The organism is Methanolobus sp. ZRKC5 (assembly GCF_038446525.1).
In the GTDB taxonomy this organism is placed as follows: Archaea; Halobacteriota; Methanosarcinia; order Methanosarcinales; family Methanosarcinaceae; genus Methanolobus.
In genome coordinates this window covers 2,612,210-2,627,608 of the sequence record NZ_CP151792.1, presented here as the reverse complement: position 1 = coordinate 2,627,608, position 15,399 = coordinate 2,612,210, and the positions used below count along the sequence as shown (strand labels likewise).

The window sequence follows — 15,399 nt, the reverse complement described above, 5'->3', positions numbered from 1 at the left end:
CAAATGAATATTATCTGCTTAATACTTTATGCACAAAAATTATACTAGCTATATGAAAATTACAGGGACCATATATAAAATATAAATAAGTTGTATTAGATTATTTCTTAATCCAACATTTTCTTCAAAAACATCCCTGTATAGGAAATATCGCTTTTAGCTACTTCTTCCGGAGTTCCCTGGGCAATGATTTCTCCGCCACGGTCTCCACCCTCTGGTCCAAGATCTATTAACCAGTCTGCAGTTTTTATCACGTCGAGGTTGTGTTCGATGACTATCACGGTATTTCCGGCATCCACAAGTCTTTGCAGGACTTCAAGGAGCTTTTTAACATCGTCAAAATGAAGGCCGGTTGTAGGTTCATCCAGTATATGAACTGTTTTACCGGTGGAGCGTTTGCTCAGTTCGGTTGCGAGTTTAACTCTCTGTGCTTCTCCTCCTGAAAGTGTGGTAGACGATTGTCCCAGTTTAATGTACCCCAGACCTACATCGTTGAGCGTCTGGAGTTTTTTACTGATCTTTGGCACATTCTCAAAGAACTCAAAGGCTTCCTCAACTGTCATGTCAAGAACTTCGGCAATGTTCCTGTCCTTGTAAGTTACTTCCAGTGTTTCTCTATTGTAACGTTTGCCATGGCATACTTCGCATGGAACATACACATCAGGTAAAAAGTGCATCTCAATCGTTATTATCCCGTCACCGGAACATGCTTCACACCTGCCACCACGGACATTGAAACTAAAACGTCCTGGTTTGTAACCCCTGGCACGTGCCATCTTTGTCTGGGCAAAGAGTTCCCGAATTGGGGTGAAAAGATTAGTGTAAGTCGCAGGGTTGGATCTGGGTGTGCGTCCGATGGGTGACTGGTCTATGGTTATGACCTTGTCCACATTTTCAAGTCCATCTATGGAATTGTATTTGCCCGGTATGTCTCTTGCCCTGTTGAGATTCTTTGCAAGCACTTTGTTAAGTGTTTCATTGATAAGCGTACTCTTTCCTGATCCGGAAACACCGGTGACACAGACAAGAATTCCCAGAGGGAATTCCACATCGATGGATTTGAGATTGTTCTGGCTTGCACCCCGAAGGACTAGGGTTCCGGTGGGCTCTCTTCTATCTTCCGGGACCTCTATTTTCACTTTTCCACTCAGGTATTTTCCGGTTGTGGAGCTCTTGTTCTTCATTATCTCTTTGGGAGTGCCTTCGGCAACTATCTCTCCGCCGTGTATGCCTGCTCCCGGTCCCATGTCAACAACATAGTCTGCACTGGTTATGGTTTCCTCATCGTGCTCGACCACAAGTACGGTATTCCCTATATCTCTAAGATGTTTCAATGTTGTAATAAGCCTGAGATTGTCCCTTTGATGAAGGCCAATACTTGGCTCATCAAGTATGTAGAGCACACCCATAAGGCTGGACCCGATCTGTGTTGCAAGCCTTATTCGCTGTGCTTCTCCTCCTGAAAGTGTGGCGGCAGACCTGCTCAATGTAAGGTAGTCTAGACCCACATCAACAAGGAACCCTAGCCTTGCCTTGATCTCTTTGAGTATGAGGCGGGCGATGGTATATTCCCTGTCGTTGAGCTTTGTTTCCAGTTCCTTGAAGAAGTCCAGTGCTTCTTCAACGGCCATTTCTGTTGTATCGATGATGTTCTTCCCATCGATCGTAACTGCAATGGTAACTGGTTTGAGCCTCTTACCATGGCAGGTCAAACATGGTTTTGTGCTTATGTATCTGCTCATCCTGTCCTTACTGTTTTCGGATTCCGTGCCTTCATATATTTTGGAAAGGTTTGCGATAACTCCCTTGAAGCGTCCTTTATGCTTCCACATTCCACCATTCTTTCCTACATGCACAAAGGGAATCAGTTCCTCACTGCCGTTGAAGATAATATCCTTTACTTCAGGTTTTAGTTCTTCAAAGGGAACATCCATTGAAAATCCCTTGTGGTTTGCCAGTGACTGAAGTGACTGCATGTAATATCCGTCAACTTTCTTGCTGTACCAGGGTTCTATTGCACCTTCGTTGAGTGTCAGTGTCTTATCAGGAACTATCAGGTCAGGGTTGAACTCCATTGAAGTTCCAAGTCCGTGACACTGCGGGCATGCACCCTGCGGGCTATTGAATGAGAAAGCTGCAGGTTCCATTTCCTCAAAACCGATGCCACATTCGGTACATGCAAGTTTCTCGCTGAATGTCAGTTCTTCGCCATCGATGACCTGGACTGTAAGCGTTCCTCCACTTTTTTCAAGTGCTGTTTCCACGGAGTCGGACAGTCTTTCATCGATTCCTTTCTTGATCACGAGCCTGTCCACAACGATGTCAATATTATGTTTAAAATAACGACCAAGTTCTATATTCTCGGCGTCTTCCAGTAAGTGAACTTCTCCGTCCACACGCACACGTGTAAAACCCTCGGTGCGCAGGTCGATAAGGAGTTTCTTGTACTCTCCCTTCCTTTCCCTGACAAGTGGGGCCAGCACATGGATCTTCGTCCCTTCCCGCAGGTTCATTATGCTGTCAACTATCTGGTCAACGCTCTGGGTTTCAATTATGCGCCCACAGTCAGGACAGTGCCTTATGCCAATGCGGGCAAAGAGCAGCCTGAGGTAATCATAGATCTCAGTAACAGTACCAACTGTTGAGCGGGGATTCTTGCTTGTGGTCTTCTGCTCGATGGATATGGCAGGGGACAGCCCTTCGATGTACTCGACATCCGGTTTTTCCATAAGTCCGAGGAACTGCCTGGCATACGCTGAGAGTGATTCCACATACCTGCGCTGTCCTTCGGCGTAAATAGTATCAAAAGCAAGTGATGATTTACCTGAACCACTGAGCCCGGTGATGACGATAAGTTTATCACGTGGCAGGGTAAGGTCAATATTCTTGAGGTTGTGCTCTTTAGCACCTTTTATCCTGATGCTGCTTAAAGACATTATATTATTCTCATGAAGTGATTAATAGGTATAGTTTACGGTGAACTGAGCAAGCTTAAAAAACAGTTTGCCGTTTTGCTTCATTCCGGCGTGATGAATCCCTTTTTTGCATGCTGCGGATCAGGGTTATGATCTTTACTTTTCTCTCAAACTCTGTCATTGGATTGTTAATTGGAAGTTTGATTATATATGGCTGATGTGAGTGGGGTGAAAGTATTTAAGGGTGTATTTTTGGTTTAGTTTTCCCATAATAAAATAAGTGACTTATCCATTTAGTACATACTTCACAGCAAAATAAGTGCAAATAAAGAATAATAGTACATATATTAGTAGAACAACCTGAACAGCCCCTTCTTTTTGTGCATCGTTGCTTAAATAAATGGAACAATATAAGTTATCGCGATTTATATTAATAACCTGAACCCTCAAGTAAAGGAAATCAAGATACAGCTTAGTGGTACCTTACTGATAAATTACGAAAAACCGGAGTGAATAAAATGAGTGATTACGAATTACCTGAAATTCAAAAAAAAGCCATGGATAATTGGATAACTTTGAACATACTCCGCAAAAAAAACCAAATAAACCTTATACCAGTTATGCGCTTAAACTTCTTTTTGAAGAATCACCAGATGGTTTCTTTATCACAAATAAGCAGTTTAAAGAAGCGATGGTCAGATGTGGTTTCTTACCTGTAAATAAAAATAAATTAAATTGGGATTTCCGGGTTTCCTTAAAATAAAGGAAATAAATAACACCCAATTCACAATAAACTGAATTTAACCCAAGCACAGCTCAAGCCAAAACAGAGATACTTTAATCTTTCAAAACACTCCTTGGATCAGATTTACTTGACTGACATGCATATATCAAGAATATGATGATTTTCCGGATGCTCTTCAGGTGAATTCAAATATATCTCGTAACTTGCCCGGGATATGTCAATTTCAAGGTTATTTTGTATCAGCCAATCAACGATCTTTTCCCATGCAGGGCCGTATTCTTCAGTTCCTGCCAGTTCTGCACGCATAACTACGTACTTTCCCCCGGGAAGTTTTTGCTTTTTTACCTCTCCCTCAACTTCAACATCATCGCTAATGGTCATGCACACATCCAGTTTAAGTTCCTCTGGGGGTGTAACTCCAGGATCATCATAATATGCTGACAAAAAAAGAGTCTCCGGTCCCATCAATTGCTTCGGTCCAGCCCAGCCACAAAGTTTAGTGAATAATTTTTCAAATACCTCGACATTTCCCATGTAGTTGCCAACAAATGAAACGTATGCTACGGTTCTTTCTTCTAATTCTGTTATCTTTGCTTCGTTTATAATTTCCAAACTTATCACCCACTTTTAACTTCACATTATTTTATGTGACCTGTGCAATAAAAACTCATGGTAAGTCGGGTGAAAGTAATAATTATTTCTTGTTGGCAAAAAAGAACAAATCCGGTGTTTGTGGTGTGATGGTGGCTGAATTCTCATAGGAAAGGAAGGATATGGTCAAAAAGTCGACATTTATGGGATATGGTGTGGTAAAAGGAATACAAGAGTTTTAAAAAGTGGCGAAAATCCCGGCTCAATTTGGTAGCTCTGTACTTATGGAAGCAGAGGTGTAAAAGTAGAACTGGTGGGGAATATTACCCATAGAAAAGGAAGTGTGAAACTATGAATTTTCTTACTAAACTCGGGTACAAACTGAAAGCTTACACTGATAGTTTTTCTACAGAACCGAAAGTAGATTCTTTCAACTTTCTTATGAACTCTCTATTTGAGATGTACCAAAATAGTATTGTTTAACACAAATAATATATTATTATCAAAAAAATCAAATAATTATATATGGCTATAAATCTACAAACCCTAAAATAAGGAGGGTATACCTCATCAAAAACATTACGATAATTACTATATTTTTACTTATTCTTGTTTTCGGTTGTTTTAATTCAACTGCAGCAGAAGTAACACTTAAACCATCAACTCAAATCGTCACACCCGGTGAAGATTTCACAGTAGATGTTTTTGTAACGCCGGATATTGCAATTGCCGGATTACAGTTCGATCTCGAGTTTGACAGTTCAAAGATACAGGTAGATGATGTATCTAAAGGCAAATTCTTAGGTTCGAAAGGTGCTGCGACATTCGTCAACTACGGAAACATAGACAACAATGCAGGGATACTTTCTGATATTTATGGTGTGGTATTGGGTCCTTCAAGCATCTTAGAACCTGAGTCATTTGCAAGGATCACAATGAGTGTAAAAGAGCAGGCTACAAGCACATCAACAATTTCTCTGAAAAACGTGATCATAAGTGACCCATCAGGAAATTCCATAGACACCTTGATTAAAAGTACGACCCTGACTATTAAAGAAGCATCCAGTGGACCCCAGGAGGTATTCTATGATAGCTTTGAGCAGGGGGACTGGAATGAGCTATGGACTGAAGGCAGACAAAGCTACTGGACCAATTCAGTTCAGCGGGCAATAGACGGCAGATATTCTGCTGAAATTGATGGCTGGGCTATAGATGCACCATTAACCTCTAAAGATATAGATCTGGATGGCAAAACCAGCGCTACAATTACCTTCTCCTGGTACATTGAAAGTGGTCTTGACAGAGGAGAATACCTTGCATTTGATGTATCCACAGATGGAGGAGCTACCTGGACTGAAAAAGCAACTTTAAGAGGATATATGGATACGGAAAATCGATGGCACTACGCGAGCGTTGAATTGAATGACATAAACAACCTCAAGCTTCGATTCCGAGGAAAGATGTCCAATTCACGGGAAGATGCATTTGTTGATATGGTCAGGGTAGTAGCAACATAAGCAATATGCCGTTGAATTAAGATGAAATTGAATAGTGTCCGGTCTGGACACAAAACCCCTTTTTGCGACTTGAGTCTAATTCTTTTTTGAGAAACTATCCGACATCTCATATTACGATTGTCGGTTTATTTTTTTCATGGGTGCATGTTTCCTAAATTCCATAGTAAAGGAAGATTAACATGCTTACTCACTTCTCTTGTTTTACAGGAAGATGGGCTGGGTTTTTTCAAACAGTTGATGTTAACCTTCATGTACTTCATTCTCTTCCGTTTGATTGTATACTGCTAGTATTTCCTCTTTAGTAAATATCTCAATATCCTCTTGGTTAATAATTGAATCAGAGTTCATACTCAAAACCCCATCTAGTGGTTTGCACGCCTTATTAAATACACTTAAATCTGATGGCAAAGAGAATGTTACAGTTTCTTGTTTGACTCCGTTTTCTATTTTCAGATACGAGAGAATATTTTTAATTGAGTGACTTAATAATATAAGTCGGGTTGTGATGGTGATGGGTTCCCAGTTAACATTATGTTGTTCAACCTGAAAATGGCATTTTCCATTCTTTTTTTCTTTTTCACAAATTTGATTTCGTATCAAAAACGAAGAACCAAATTCGCTTCCACCCATCGAAATAGCTTCATTAAAAGGTGGTGACATCACACATTCTTTTTCTTCTGCTATGAACATTTCGAATCCCACTGGTTCGATTCTTAATCCGTGCTTTAAGTTGTTATATTCGGAACGCCGTTTTTCATTTAGGAATTCTGTAGCTAAACTTTTCCAGAATTTGCCATATCCAACCTTAATTTCCTGTTCTTTTTCCTTATCTTCAAGTTGAAAACAATTAAATGTTTGTAACTATTCAGCCTAGCTCACTTCCACCAAGCTGATTTCTTCATCCACGATCAATTCTGCAACTTTGGAACAAATGAATTGCCATAAAATATTGCACTAATTGCATCGATAACAGATTCAGAATTCTTATTAACAGTAGACACGTATCCTCTTATACGGCAGAAATTTTTTGCACCCTGTTCACTGCGGAAAGTACCTGATATCTTCTGCTGTACTTTCGTCATTCTGATCTCTCTTTCAGCCTGATTGTTATCAAACGGAACGTTTTGGTCGTACATAAATCGCAAGATATCCTCTTTATGGCCAATAAACCTATCCAGCAAATTCTTTACCGTGGTCTGCTTCTTACGTCCTCGTTTTTTAGACCGCACATTTGATTCCGGATCAGGAGGATTTTCATTCACTCCTAAACAAGTTATGTGATCATAATCCTCACTGAACCTTTGAATTAGCTCAGTATCTAAAAGATCATTATCAACATGATGTTTAATGCATATCAAGAGATCACTCATTATCTTTGGCCACTGTTGATCCCTGTTTTCGGAAGCTCCAGTTAACTCTCGTAATAAATGTGCATTACATAATGAATGTTGACATTCATATTTGTTGTACGGTTTCCAAAAATCATGTGTTGCAACACCAGTGTAACCTGGTAATATGCCCATAGCATCCATTGCTTCTGAGCCCCTTTTGCGATGTGCAAAATAATAGGTCAGTTTGTCTGTACCTGCCACATGAAGCCAATTACGAACTGCATTTATTCTCATTCCTGTTTCATCCAGATTGATGACAGGAGATTCTTTCAGGAGATGTTTCACTGTATTTTCAAAAGCTCCAAGCTTCTCAAAACAACTACGTTCCGTGTTCACCAAAGTAGCAGGACTTATCTTGCATCCCAAAATATCAGAGAACAACTTGGTAACACGCTGATAAGGAAGTAATTGGTAAGTGTGCAAATAAACTGCAAATGACTTAACTCGATGACCGTATTGAGTCGGCTGAGTTACACCATCTGGAAAAAGAGCTTTGTTTACATGAGAACATTTGGGACATGTTTTAATCTCGCAACGATGTTCAATGCAATTGATAGTTATAGGAGGAATGTCAAAGACCTGTCTTCTTTCATAGTTAGAGGGAACAGAAGCTAACGATCTCCCACAATTGACGCATTGATTAACAGGATGAACAATAACTTCATCCGGATCATCATTTATTCTTAATGTAGTACCAGGATGACCGTTTTGACCACCTACATGCTTATTGGTCTTTTTTCTTTGACTTTTAACGGTTGGTTTATTCCGTGCATAAGAATCAGTAGAAGGTGGTTTGCTACTGTTGCGACTATTCTTTTCAAGCATTTCTTCCAAATGCCTGACACGCTCTTCAAGTTGTGCAATTTGGAGAGATTGATGTTCAATTATCCCAAGTAATCGAGTTACAAGTTCTACTACTGCTTCTGGACCAGCTTCATAAACTGCAAGTATTTCTTCGCGGTCTATACAAATCCCCTCAGATTGATAGACGTTTTTTATGATATTTTACTGAAGAGGATTTCGATATTCCCTCATTTTAGATCATTAAAGTATTCAAACTCAATTATATCCTCTCATTTTTTATCATTTTGTTTAATTTCTCTTCATTAATCCTTATTTTTAGTATAGCTCCCGCTATCCTAAATTACTCCTTTGGTTTTTAGTGTCCTCAATTGATGCAGATTAAAACAAAAAGCTGTCATCAACATTTTTGCATTCACTCTTTCTACAGTTGTAACAAGAACCTTTCTGGTTTTAAATATTTCTTTTGTCACTGCATACACTCTTTCGCAAGGGACTCTTTTCACACTTATTCTTTCATTTCTGAGGATATCCATTATTCCTAAAGGATGTCCTCTTACAGCTCGTTGCATTGTTGCTGCAAAACCTTTTGCTATTGCTCCAAAATATCCTTTATCTCTATACACCACTTCACCCTTTTCAGACAGATCAACCTGTGAATCGTGAAGTGATGCAGTTGTTGTCTCAAATCTTCTGATTAGTTCATAATCCTTATCAATAATTGTATGAAGTTTGTATCCAAAGTGAGATTTACCATTTTTCTTAGTCCAGGTTCCATCTTTGCTTCTTCTTGTTTTCGCATCTTTTCCTCTGAGTACATCTGCTTTTGCATGTCCTGGATCTGAGTGAATAAAAGTTGCATCCTGGATCATTCCTTTTTTAATCTTCAAACCAAGAGCATCAAGCTGATTCTGCATTTCATCCCACACCGCTTTTTCTTTACCATTGTCGATAATTCTCTTCCTGAATGACCAGACAGTTGTACTGTCTGGTACATATTCAGGAAATCCCAGGAATTTCCTAAAGGATATCCTGTCAATACACTGCTTTTCAAGCTCAGCATCAGAAAGACCATGCCATTGTTGCAGAACAAGCATCTTGAACATTACAATAACATCAGCTTCAGGCCGTCCGCCTGAAGCTGTTCTGTTTATGTACATTGACTCCAGAATAGGGCGAAAAGGCTTCCAATCTACTAAATATTCAATTTCAGCAAGCTTATCTCCGACAGATTGGAGACGCTTATATTCTTCATTTAAGGCAAAATCAGTAAAAGAATCCATAATAGTAAATTTGCTTTGCTATTATTTAAATTTTATTAAATTGTATGGGTATTGATGGTAGTTTATCGAAATCCTCTGAATATTTTTTAACACATAGAATGAAGCCATAGTATATTGTTTTTTGCATCATTAAAACAGTCAGGCTGAATAGTTACAAATGTTTTAGATAAATACTCCCAAGAGAAATGATACGGCTCTTTTTTTCTCTTTATGTTCAGTCCATTGTCGATATCGTCAACCATTTCCCTCAAACTGCTAATTTGATATTTTTGTAGCCATCCTACAACACATTCTGGAGCTTGCAAAGTTGCACAAATAAGTGCGAAGAATGTTTCCATCCCATGAAAGTAAGCCAATCGAATCGAAAGAGCTGCAAGATTCTTTTCCTTCCCCTCAAGCTGTTTAAAGTTGTTATATGCTACATAATTGAAATATTCAGGCCTCATTGATTCAATGAAATCAAGGTTTTTTTGTGCTAAATCCAAATCCCAAATACAGTATGGTTCCTTGTTAAATACAAATTTACGGTGATCCAATTAACCCCTTCCTTTATTGTCTTAATCACTTCTAAATGAAAATTGTGTTACCCGTTTATATTTTTGTTGTAGATTAGGTGAAAGTATTCAGATATCTTATTTATCCCAATTCTCCAAGTAAAGGAAATGCTTCCAACAGCATTTTAAAAAACGTCTTTTTTATTATATACTACATCTGTTTTTTTGTTATCTATTCAATTTGTGGAAAATAATTTCTTATTAGTTTGCATAATTGGAAATTTAGAAGAAGCTATCCACCCGAAACACCATTCAATCAAACTTCTCTCAAGAAGGTCATTTTTTTGTATCTCTCCTCCTCAACTACAGTTTCCTGACGCTTATCTATATAAATCTATAGTGGATACACTAAATTATCAAAAAACAGAGGTATCCATATGAAAACATTAGTAACATATTTTTCACAGACCGGAAACACAAAAAAAATAGCTGAAGCAATTTATGGTGAACTTGAAGGGGAAAAGGAGATCAAACCAATAGGTGAGGTCGCAAACCTTGAAGGATATGACCTCGCATTCGTAGGATTCCCTATAATGCAATTCGATATTCCAGCAAAAGTAAAGACCTTCTTATCAGAGAAAACATCAGGCAAGAACCTTGGTATATTCATGACCCACGCTGTGCCGGAAGGATTCGAAGCCATCCACTCATGGACAGGTTCCTGTGCCCAGGTCGCAGAGGGTGCAAACATACTTGGTACATTTGAATGTCAGGGTGAGCTTGCTCAGCCAGTGATTGACATGTTACTCAAGGCAGACGACCCTCAGATGAAAGCATTCGGTGAGATGGGTCCGTCCACAAAAGGACAGCCTGATGAGTCCCGTGTACAGAAAGCTAAGGAGTTTGCAAAGGAAGTACAGGTAAAGGTACAGTAAGTTACTTCTTCTATCCTGAAATTGTATTCTAGGGAGAATTGATTTATGTCAGATAAGAAAAAAGCACCAGCATTCTGTGAGAAGTACTGCATCATCTGCAAAGGTGCACGTGCAGGTAACAGCCTGTGCAAAGCATTGCAGAACATAGAACTTAAGATAACAGGTCCAAAAGGTTGTCCGTTCGGTAAAGCAAGAACTGAATATTATGGTGTCACGCCTGACAAGCAGATTCCGGAATAATGTTTAAATAAAAGGCAAACGAGCCTTTTATCCTCTATTTTTCTCATGCTTCTAATTGTAGTTATGATTTTTACTCTCTTCTTTGAAGTGTCACAATGTGTTCAAAGAGGAAAATCTAGTTTATTTTTATTCTTCTTATAGCAATTATAGCATGTTGGTTTAATTTTTGATGATTTAGTTAATTGACCACATATATGGCAATATTTTTCTTCATACTCTTCATTCTTATATTTGTTCCATGAAGTGAAACATTTTTTGCAATATGGGCTCATTGGGTCTATTTTAATTTCCTTATTGCATCGAATACAAAACCCACCCTGATTTACTGCAGTTTTAGGTGTGTTTTTAGGCACAGCTTTAGATTTATTATTAGTTGTATTCTCTTTTCGAGCAATCTTTTCGACAGTTACTTTTAATTCCTCACTGATACGGAATAGTCTCATTGATTCCTTATTTATATCGTCGTATAATTTAGGATCTTCTTCTCTTGAGACATATATCCCCATTTCATTGTTATTCTGTTGGGAAAACTCATATAAATTCATAGAAGTAACTAAAGCTTCTTTTTCACTCAAGTAACATTTAGCATGCAAATTTTTACAAAAACCAGTTCTAACAAAATCTAATGACTTTAACCAGTTATTTTCATCAGGTTGTAATTCATTTTTCCCATAAACAACATCAATATGAATTTTCATTCGATTTTTGTCTTCAATTAGTTCTTTAATTCTATCATTAATTTTCAAGTATGGACTAATGAGAACTACTTTTTCATCTGCATTTTTAATAAGCTTCTCTAAATGATATGTAATGCCACTTGTATCTAAAAAATCTGCCATATTTACACAATATAAATATACTTATTTAAAAGTTACGTGATTTACCATATTAGAAACTTAATTTAGTTCCAACATAATTTTGCGATAAAAGTCATTTTAAAAAATGCAATTAATATCGTGATACCATAAAATATTTAGGCAATCATCTCTTCAATAATTTCATGGCAGAATCACCGATTTTTGAGATATTTGATGGGTTGCCTAGGCAGGGTCCAGGTAATAACAAGTGTACTGAAAAAGCCTTTAATTTGCTTTCTTCTCTTCCTGCAGGCAGTAAGATCCTTGACATTGGTTGCGGTGTGGGTATGCAGACAATACATCTTGCGAAAATTTGCAACAACTGTCACATCACTGCAACTGACATTTACCAGCCTTTTCTGGATAAACTGATGGAAAATGCAGTTAAAGAAGGACTTGATGACAGGATTACCACAGTTTGTGCTTCCATGGATGAACTGCCTTTTGAAGCAGAAGAGTTCGACGTCATCTGGGCAGAAGGCTCTATCTTTATCCTTGGTCTTGAAAAAGGAATTAGCTACTGGAAACAGTTCCTAAAAGTTGGGGGCTATATGGCAGTGACAGAGAACACATGGTTCACGGATGAACCTTCTTCGGAGGTGCTTAAATTCTGGCAGGATATCTATCCCGATATAAAGAACATACCTGACACTGAAAAAGTTATCATGGCAGCCGGATATGATGTCATTGATCACTTTAAATTGCCAGTTTCTACCTGGTATGATTTTTACGCTCATCTGGAAAAAAGAGTCGATGATATCAGTGATAGCTATAAAGGAAACACTGAGGCAGAAACGATACTTGAGTTTAACAGAAAAGAGATAGAACTCTTCAGAGAGTACCCAGATGAATATGGTTATGCATTCTACGTTTTTCAGAAAAACACAAATAAATGACCTTGAAACTTAAAAAGAAATCAATGAAGAAGAATCTCTAATGTCGTATATAGGGGGTGACTTGCTCATAAAAAGCAGGTCATGTCCAAATACAAACCGTTTAAAATCATTCCTAACCGTAAATGATGTTTTTGATTTTTCTCTTCTACATCACCAACAAATCTTTATGGATAAATTGAGTATTTCTCATTAATGACTCCAAACACACATCCGCATAAAACAACTAAAAAGTGTAGTCATTCTATTGTTGATGTAGATTCCACTCCTTTGAGTTCACGTACTATAAAGCGCATAGAAGAAGCTGAAAATGATCTTCTGGAAGGCAATGTTTTGACTCTGAAAGAGATTAAAACTAAGTACGGATTAGAATGAAATTTAATAGTATTTTTACTAATGCATTTGATAAAGATTTAAAAGCTATTAGTAAAAAGCACCCTAAAGATGTAAAAACTATACTTGAGTCTATTGACACTATCCTTTTGAATGATCCTTTTTCTGCTGATACTAAACAGTTGGAATGCTTCAAATATTACAGATACAGAATTGGAAAATACAGAATTGTATTTGATCTCAGGGAAACAAACACTATTGTTTTTCTGGCTATTGACCACAGAGGGTCAATATATGAGAAGTTACGTAAAAGATTCGTAACTATTCAGCCTAACTGTTTTAATGATGCAAAAAACAATATACTATGGCTTCATTCTATGTGTTAAAAAATATTCAGTAAAATATCATAAAAAACGTCTATCAATCTGAGGGGATTTGTATAGACCGCGAAGAAATACTTGCAGTTTATGAAGCTGGTCCAGAAGCAGTAGTAGAACTTGTAACTCGATTACTTGGGATAATTGAACATCAATCTCTCCAAATTGCACAACTTGAAGAGCGTGTCAGGCATTTGGAAGAAATGCTTGAAAAGAATAGTCGCAACAGTAGCAAACCACCTTCTACTGATTCTTATGCACGGAATAAACCAACCGTTAAAAGTCAAAGAAAAAAGACCAATAAGCATGTAGGTGGTCAAAACGGTCATCCTGGTACTACATTAAGAATAAATGATGATCCGGATGAAGTTATTGTTCATCCTGTTAATCAATGCGTCAATTGTGGGAGATCGTTAGCTTCTGTTCCCTCTAACTATGAAAGAAGACAGGTCTTTGACATTCCTCCTATAACTATCAATTGCATTGAACATCGTTGCGAGATTAAAACATGTCCCAAATGTTCTCATGTAAACAAAGCTCTTTTTCCAGATGGTGTAACTCAGCCGACTCAATACGGTCATCGAGTTAAGTCATTTGCAGTTTATTTGCACACTTACCAATTACTTCCTTATCAGCGTGTTACCAAGTTGTTCTCTGATATTTTGGGATGCAAGATAAGTCCTGCTACTTTGGTGAACACGGAACGTAGTTGTTTTGAGAAGCTTGGAGCTTTTGAAAATACAGTGAAACATCTCCTGAAAGAATCTCCTGTCATCAATCTGGATGAAACAGGAATGAGAATAAATGCAGTTCGTAATTGGCTTCATGTGGCAGGTACAGACAAACTGACCTATTATTTTGCACATCGCAAAAGGGGCTCAGAAGCAATGGATGCTATGGGCATATTACCAGGTTACACTGGTGTTGCAACACATGATTTTTGGAAACCGTACAACAAATATGAATGTCAACATTCATTATGTAATGCACATTTATTACGAGAGTTAACTGGAGCTTCCGAAAACAGTGATCAACAGTGGCCAAAGATAATGAGTGATCTCTTGATATGCATTAAACATCATGTTGATAATGATCTTTTAGATACTGAGCTAATTCAAAGGTTCAGTGAGGATTATGATCACATAACTTGTTTAGGAGTGAATGAAAATCCTCCTGATCCGGAATCAAATGTGCGGTCTAAAAAACGAGGACGTAAGAAGCAGACCACGGTAAAGAATTTGCTGGATAGGTTTATTGGCCATAAAGAGGATATCTTGCGATTTATGTACGACCAAAACGTTCCGTTTGATAACAATCAGGCTGAAAGAGATATCAGAATGACGAAAGTACAGCAGAAGATATCAGGTACTTTCCGCAGTAAACAGGGTGCAAAAAATTTCTGCCGTATAAGAGGATACGTGTCTACTGTTAATAAGAATTCTGAATCTGTTATCGATGCAATTAGTGCAATATTTTATGGCAATTCATTTGTTCCAAAGTTGCAGAATTAATCGTGGATGAAGAAATCAGCTTGGTGGAAGTGAGCTAGGCTGAATAGTTACAAAGATTCAATAGATGTTGATTTTATTTGTAATTCTGGCTTTGGTGAAAAAGGTTTTCCATGGGGCAAGGCAAGAACAGAATACTACGGTGTCACACCTGACAAGCCTATTCCTAAAAAGTAATGTGTAAATAAAAGGCAAATGAGCCTTTTATCCTCTATTTTTTTCTGTATGGTTCTGATATTTTTCTTTATCTCGAACTCTGTTATTGGATGGATAATTAGGAGTTGCAAAATGTGCGATTGATGTATGTGGAGTTTTTTGACTTCCTGTTTCCCATAATGAAGGAAATGATGTTTTGAAAATAGAATTATGTCTTCATCTGCTCAATAGTATCCTCAATTTTGTCTATGAGCAAGCAAATTCTATTTGTTAGAGCCTCGTTTTTAGGCATATATTCTATATAACAAACACAATCATTGTTGATGCGTATCTTTTTATGGTCATCGGATGAAATTTGGATAT

15 protein-coding genes are annotated in these 15,399 nt (G+C 37.8%); 8 read left to right on the top strand and 7 right to left on the bottom strand.

Translation table 11 applies throughout. The features are described 5' to 3' along the window. Nucleotides 1-107 precede the first annotated feature (107 nt). Nucleotides 108-2,936, bottom strand: coding sequence for an excinuclease ABC subunit UvrA (gene uvrA, locus WN948_RS12915; protein WP_342304598.1), 2,829 nt, complete (start codon nucleotides 2,934-2,936; stop codon nucleotides 108-110). Nucleotides 2,937-3,480: 544 nt separating this feature from the next. Between uvrA and WN948_RS12910 the strand changes: the two genes are divergently transcribed. Next, nucleotides 3,481-3,678, top strand: a complete 198-nt coding sequence (locus tag WN948_RS12910) for a hypothetical protein (protein ID WP_342304597.1) — start codon at nucleotides 3,481-3,483, stop codon at nucleotides 3,676-3,678. A 105-nt stretch (nucleotides 3,679-3,783) separates the two neighbouring features. On the opposite strand, the gene WN948_RS12905 is transcribed toward WN948_RS12910, so the two are convergent. After that, on the bottom strand, nucleotides 3,784-4,272 hold the full coding sequence (locus WN948_RS12905) for a GyrI-like domain-containing protein (protein ID WP_342304596.1): 489 nt from the start codon (nucleotides 4,270-4,272) through the stop codon (nucleotides 3,784-3,786). Nucleotides 4,273-4,739: 467 nt separating this feature from the next. On the opposite strand from WN948_RS12905, the gene WN948_RS12900 reads away from it, so the two are divergent. Next, nucleotides 4,740-5,768 carry a cohesin domain-containing protein gene (locus tag WN948_RS12900; protein ID WP_342306481.1) on the top strand — a complete coding sequence of 343 codons (1,029 nt, stop codon included), beginning with the start codon at nucleotides 4,740-4,742 and terminating at the stop codon, nucleotides 5,766-5,768. A gap of 240 nt (nucleotides 5,769-6,008) precedes the next feature. Here the strand turns inward: WN948_RS12900 and WN948_RS12895 are convergent, their stop codons facing one another. The 4 genes from WN948_RS12895 to WN948_RS12880 form a co-directional block, all read right to left on the bottom strand. Next, nucleotides 6,009-6,458, bottom strand: coding sequence for a hypothetical protein (locus WN948_RS12895; RefSeq protein WP_342304595.1), 450 nt, complete (start codon nucleotides 6,456-6,458; stop codon nucleotides 6,009-6,011). Nucleotides 6,459-6,676: 218 nt separating this feature from the next. Beyond that, on the bottom strand, nucleotides 6,677-8,131 hold the full coding sequence (locus WN948_RS12890) for an IS66 family transposase (protein WP_342306480.1): 1,455 nt from the start codon (nucleotides 8,129-8,131) through the stop codon (nucleotides 6,677-6,679). A 167-nt stretch (nucleotides 8,132-8,298) separates the two neighbouring features. Beyond that, nucleotides 8,299-9,243 carry an IS5 family transposase gene (locus tag WN948_RS12885; protein WP_342303665.1) on the bottom strand — a complete coding sequence of 315 codons (945 nt, stop codon included), beginning with the start codon at nucleotides 9,241-9,243 and terminating at the stop codon, nucleotides 8,299-8,301. Nucleotides 9,244-9,329: 86 nt separating this feature from the next. Continuing rightward, a complete protein-coding gene (locus WN948_RS12880) occupies nucleotides 9,330-9,779 on the bottom strand; it encodes a hypothetical protein (protein ID WP_342304594.1) in 450 nt (149 codons plus the stop codon). 395 nt (nucleotides 9,780-10,174) lie between these two features. On the opposite strand from WN948_RS12880, the gene WN948_RS12875 reads away from it, so the two are divergent. Both WN948_RS12875 and WN948_RS12870 read left to right on the top strand, forming a co-directional pair. After that, the gene (locus tag WN948_RS12875) at nucleotides 10,175-10,672 is read left to right on the top strand and encodes a flavodoxin family protein (RefSeq protein ID WP_342304593.1); all 498 of its coding nucleotides are present in this window, start codon (nucleotides 10,175-10,177) and stop codon (nucleotides 10,670-10,672) included. Nucleotides 10,673-10,717: 45 nt separating this feature from the next. After that, on the top strand, nucleotides 10,718-10,912 hold the full coding sequence (locus tag WN948_RS12870) for a hypothetical protein (RefSeq protein WP_342304592.1): 195 nt from the start codon (nucleotides 10,718-10,720) through the stop codon (nucleotides 10,910-10,912). Nucleotides 10,913-11,013: 101 nt separating this feature from the next. Here WN948_RS12870 and WN948_RS12865 read toward each other — a convergent pair whose 3' ends face one another. Continuing rightward, nucleotides 11,014-11,751, bottom strand: coding sequence for a phospholipase D family protein (locus WN948_RS12865; RefSeq protein ID WP_342304591.1), 738 nt, complete (start codon nucleotides 11,749-11,751; stop codon nucleotides 11,014-11,016). A gap of 161 nt (nucleotides 11,752-11,912) precedes the next feature. On the opposite strand from WN948_RS12865, the gene WN948_RS12860 reads away from it, so the two are divergent. The 4 genes from WN948_RS12860 to WN948_RS12845 all read left to right on the top strand — a co-directional run bounded on the left by WN948_RS12860 (nucleotide 11,913) and on the right by WN948_RS12845 (nucleotide 14,883). Further along, nucleotides 11,913-12,665, top strand: a complete 753-nt coding sequence (locus WN948_RS12860) for a class I SAM-dependent methyltransferase (RefSeq protein WP_342304590.1) — start codon at nucleotides 11,913-11,915, stop codon at nucleotides 12,663-12,665. 192 nt (nucleotides 12,666-12,857) lie between these two features. Then, a complete protein-coding gene (locus tag WN948_RS12855) occupies nucleotides 12,858-13,037 on the top strand; it encodes a hypothetical protein (RefSeq protein WP_342304589.1) in 180 nt (59 codons plus the stop codon). Then, entirely contained in the window at nucleotides 13,034-13,381 is a 348-nt protein-coding gene (locus WN948_RS12850; RefSeq protein ID WP_342304588.1) for a type II toxin-antitoxin system RelE/ParE family toxin, read from the top strand. The genes WN948_RS12855 and WN948_RS12850 overlap by 4 nt, the downstream gene beginning before the upstream one ends. 47 nt (nucleotides 13,382-13,428) lie before the next feature. Next, nucleotides 13,429-14,883: an IS66 family transposase gene (locus WN948_RS12845; protein WP_342306440.1), complete on the top strand. Its 1,455-nt coding sequence runs from the start codon at nucleotides 13,429-13,431 to the stop codon at nucleotides 14,881-14,883. The last annotated feature ends 516 nt before the right edge of the window (nucleotides 14,884-15,399 follow it).

Coding starts and splice junctions, on each gene's coding strand:
- WN948_RS12870 (WP_342304592.1), top strand. CDS start 10,718: ATGTCAGATAAGAAAAAAGCACCAGCATTCTGTGAGAAGTACTGCATC.
- WN948_RS12875 (WP_342304593.1), top strand. CDS start 10,175: ATGAAAACATTAGTAACATATTTTTCACAGACCGGAAACACAAAAAAA.
- WN948_RS12865 (WP_342304591.1), bottom strand. CDS start 11,751: ATGGCAGATTTTTTAGATACAAGTGGCATTACATATCATTTAGAGAAG.
- uvrA (WP_342304598.1), bottom strand. CDS start 2,936: ATGTCTTTAAGCAGCATCAGGATAAAAGGTGCTAAAGAGCACAACCTC.
- WN948_RS12860 (WP_342304590.1), top strand. CDS start 11,913: ATGGCAGAATCACCGATTTTTGAGATATTTGATGGGTTGCCTAGGCAG.
- WN948_RS12895 (WP_342304595.1), bottom strand. CDS start 6,458: ATGTTCATAGCAGAAGAAAAAGAATGTGTGATGTCACCACCTTTTAAT.
- WN948_RS12855 (WP_342304589.1), top strand. CDS start 12,858: ATGACTCCAAACACACATCCGCATAAAACAACTAAAAAGTGTAGTCAT.
- WN948_RS12885 (WP_342303665.1), bottom strand. CDS start 9,243: ATGGATTCTTTTACTGATTTTGCCTTAAATGAAGAATATAAGCGTCTC.
- WN948_RS12850 (WP_342304588.1), top strand. CDS start 13,034: ATGAAATTTAATAGTATTTTTACTAATGCATTTGATAAAGATTTAAAA.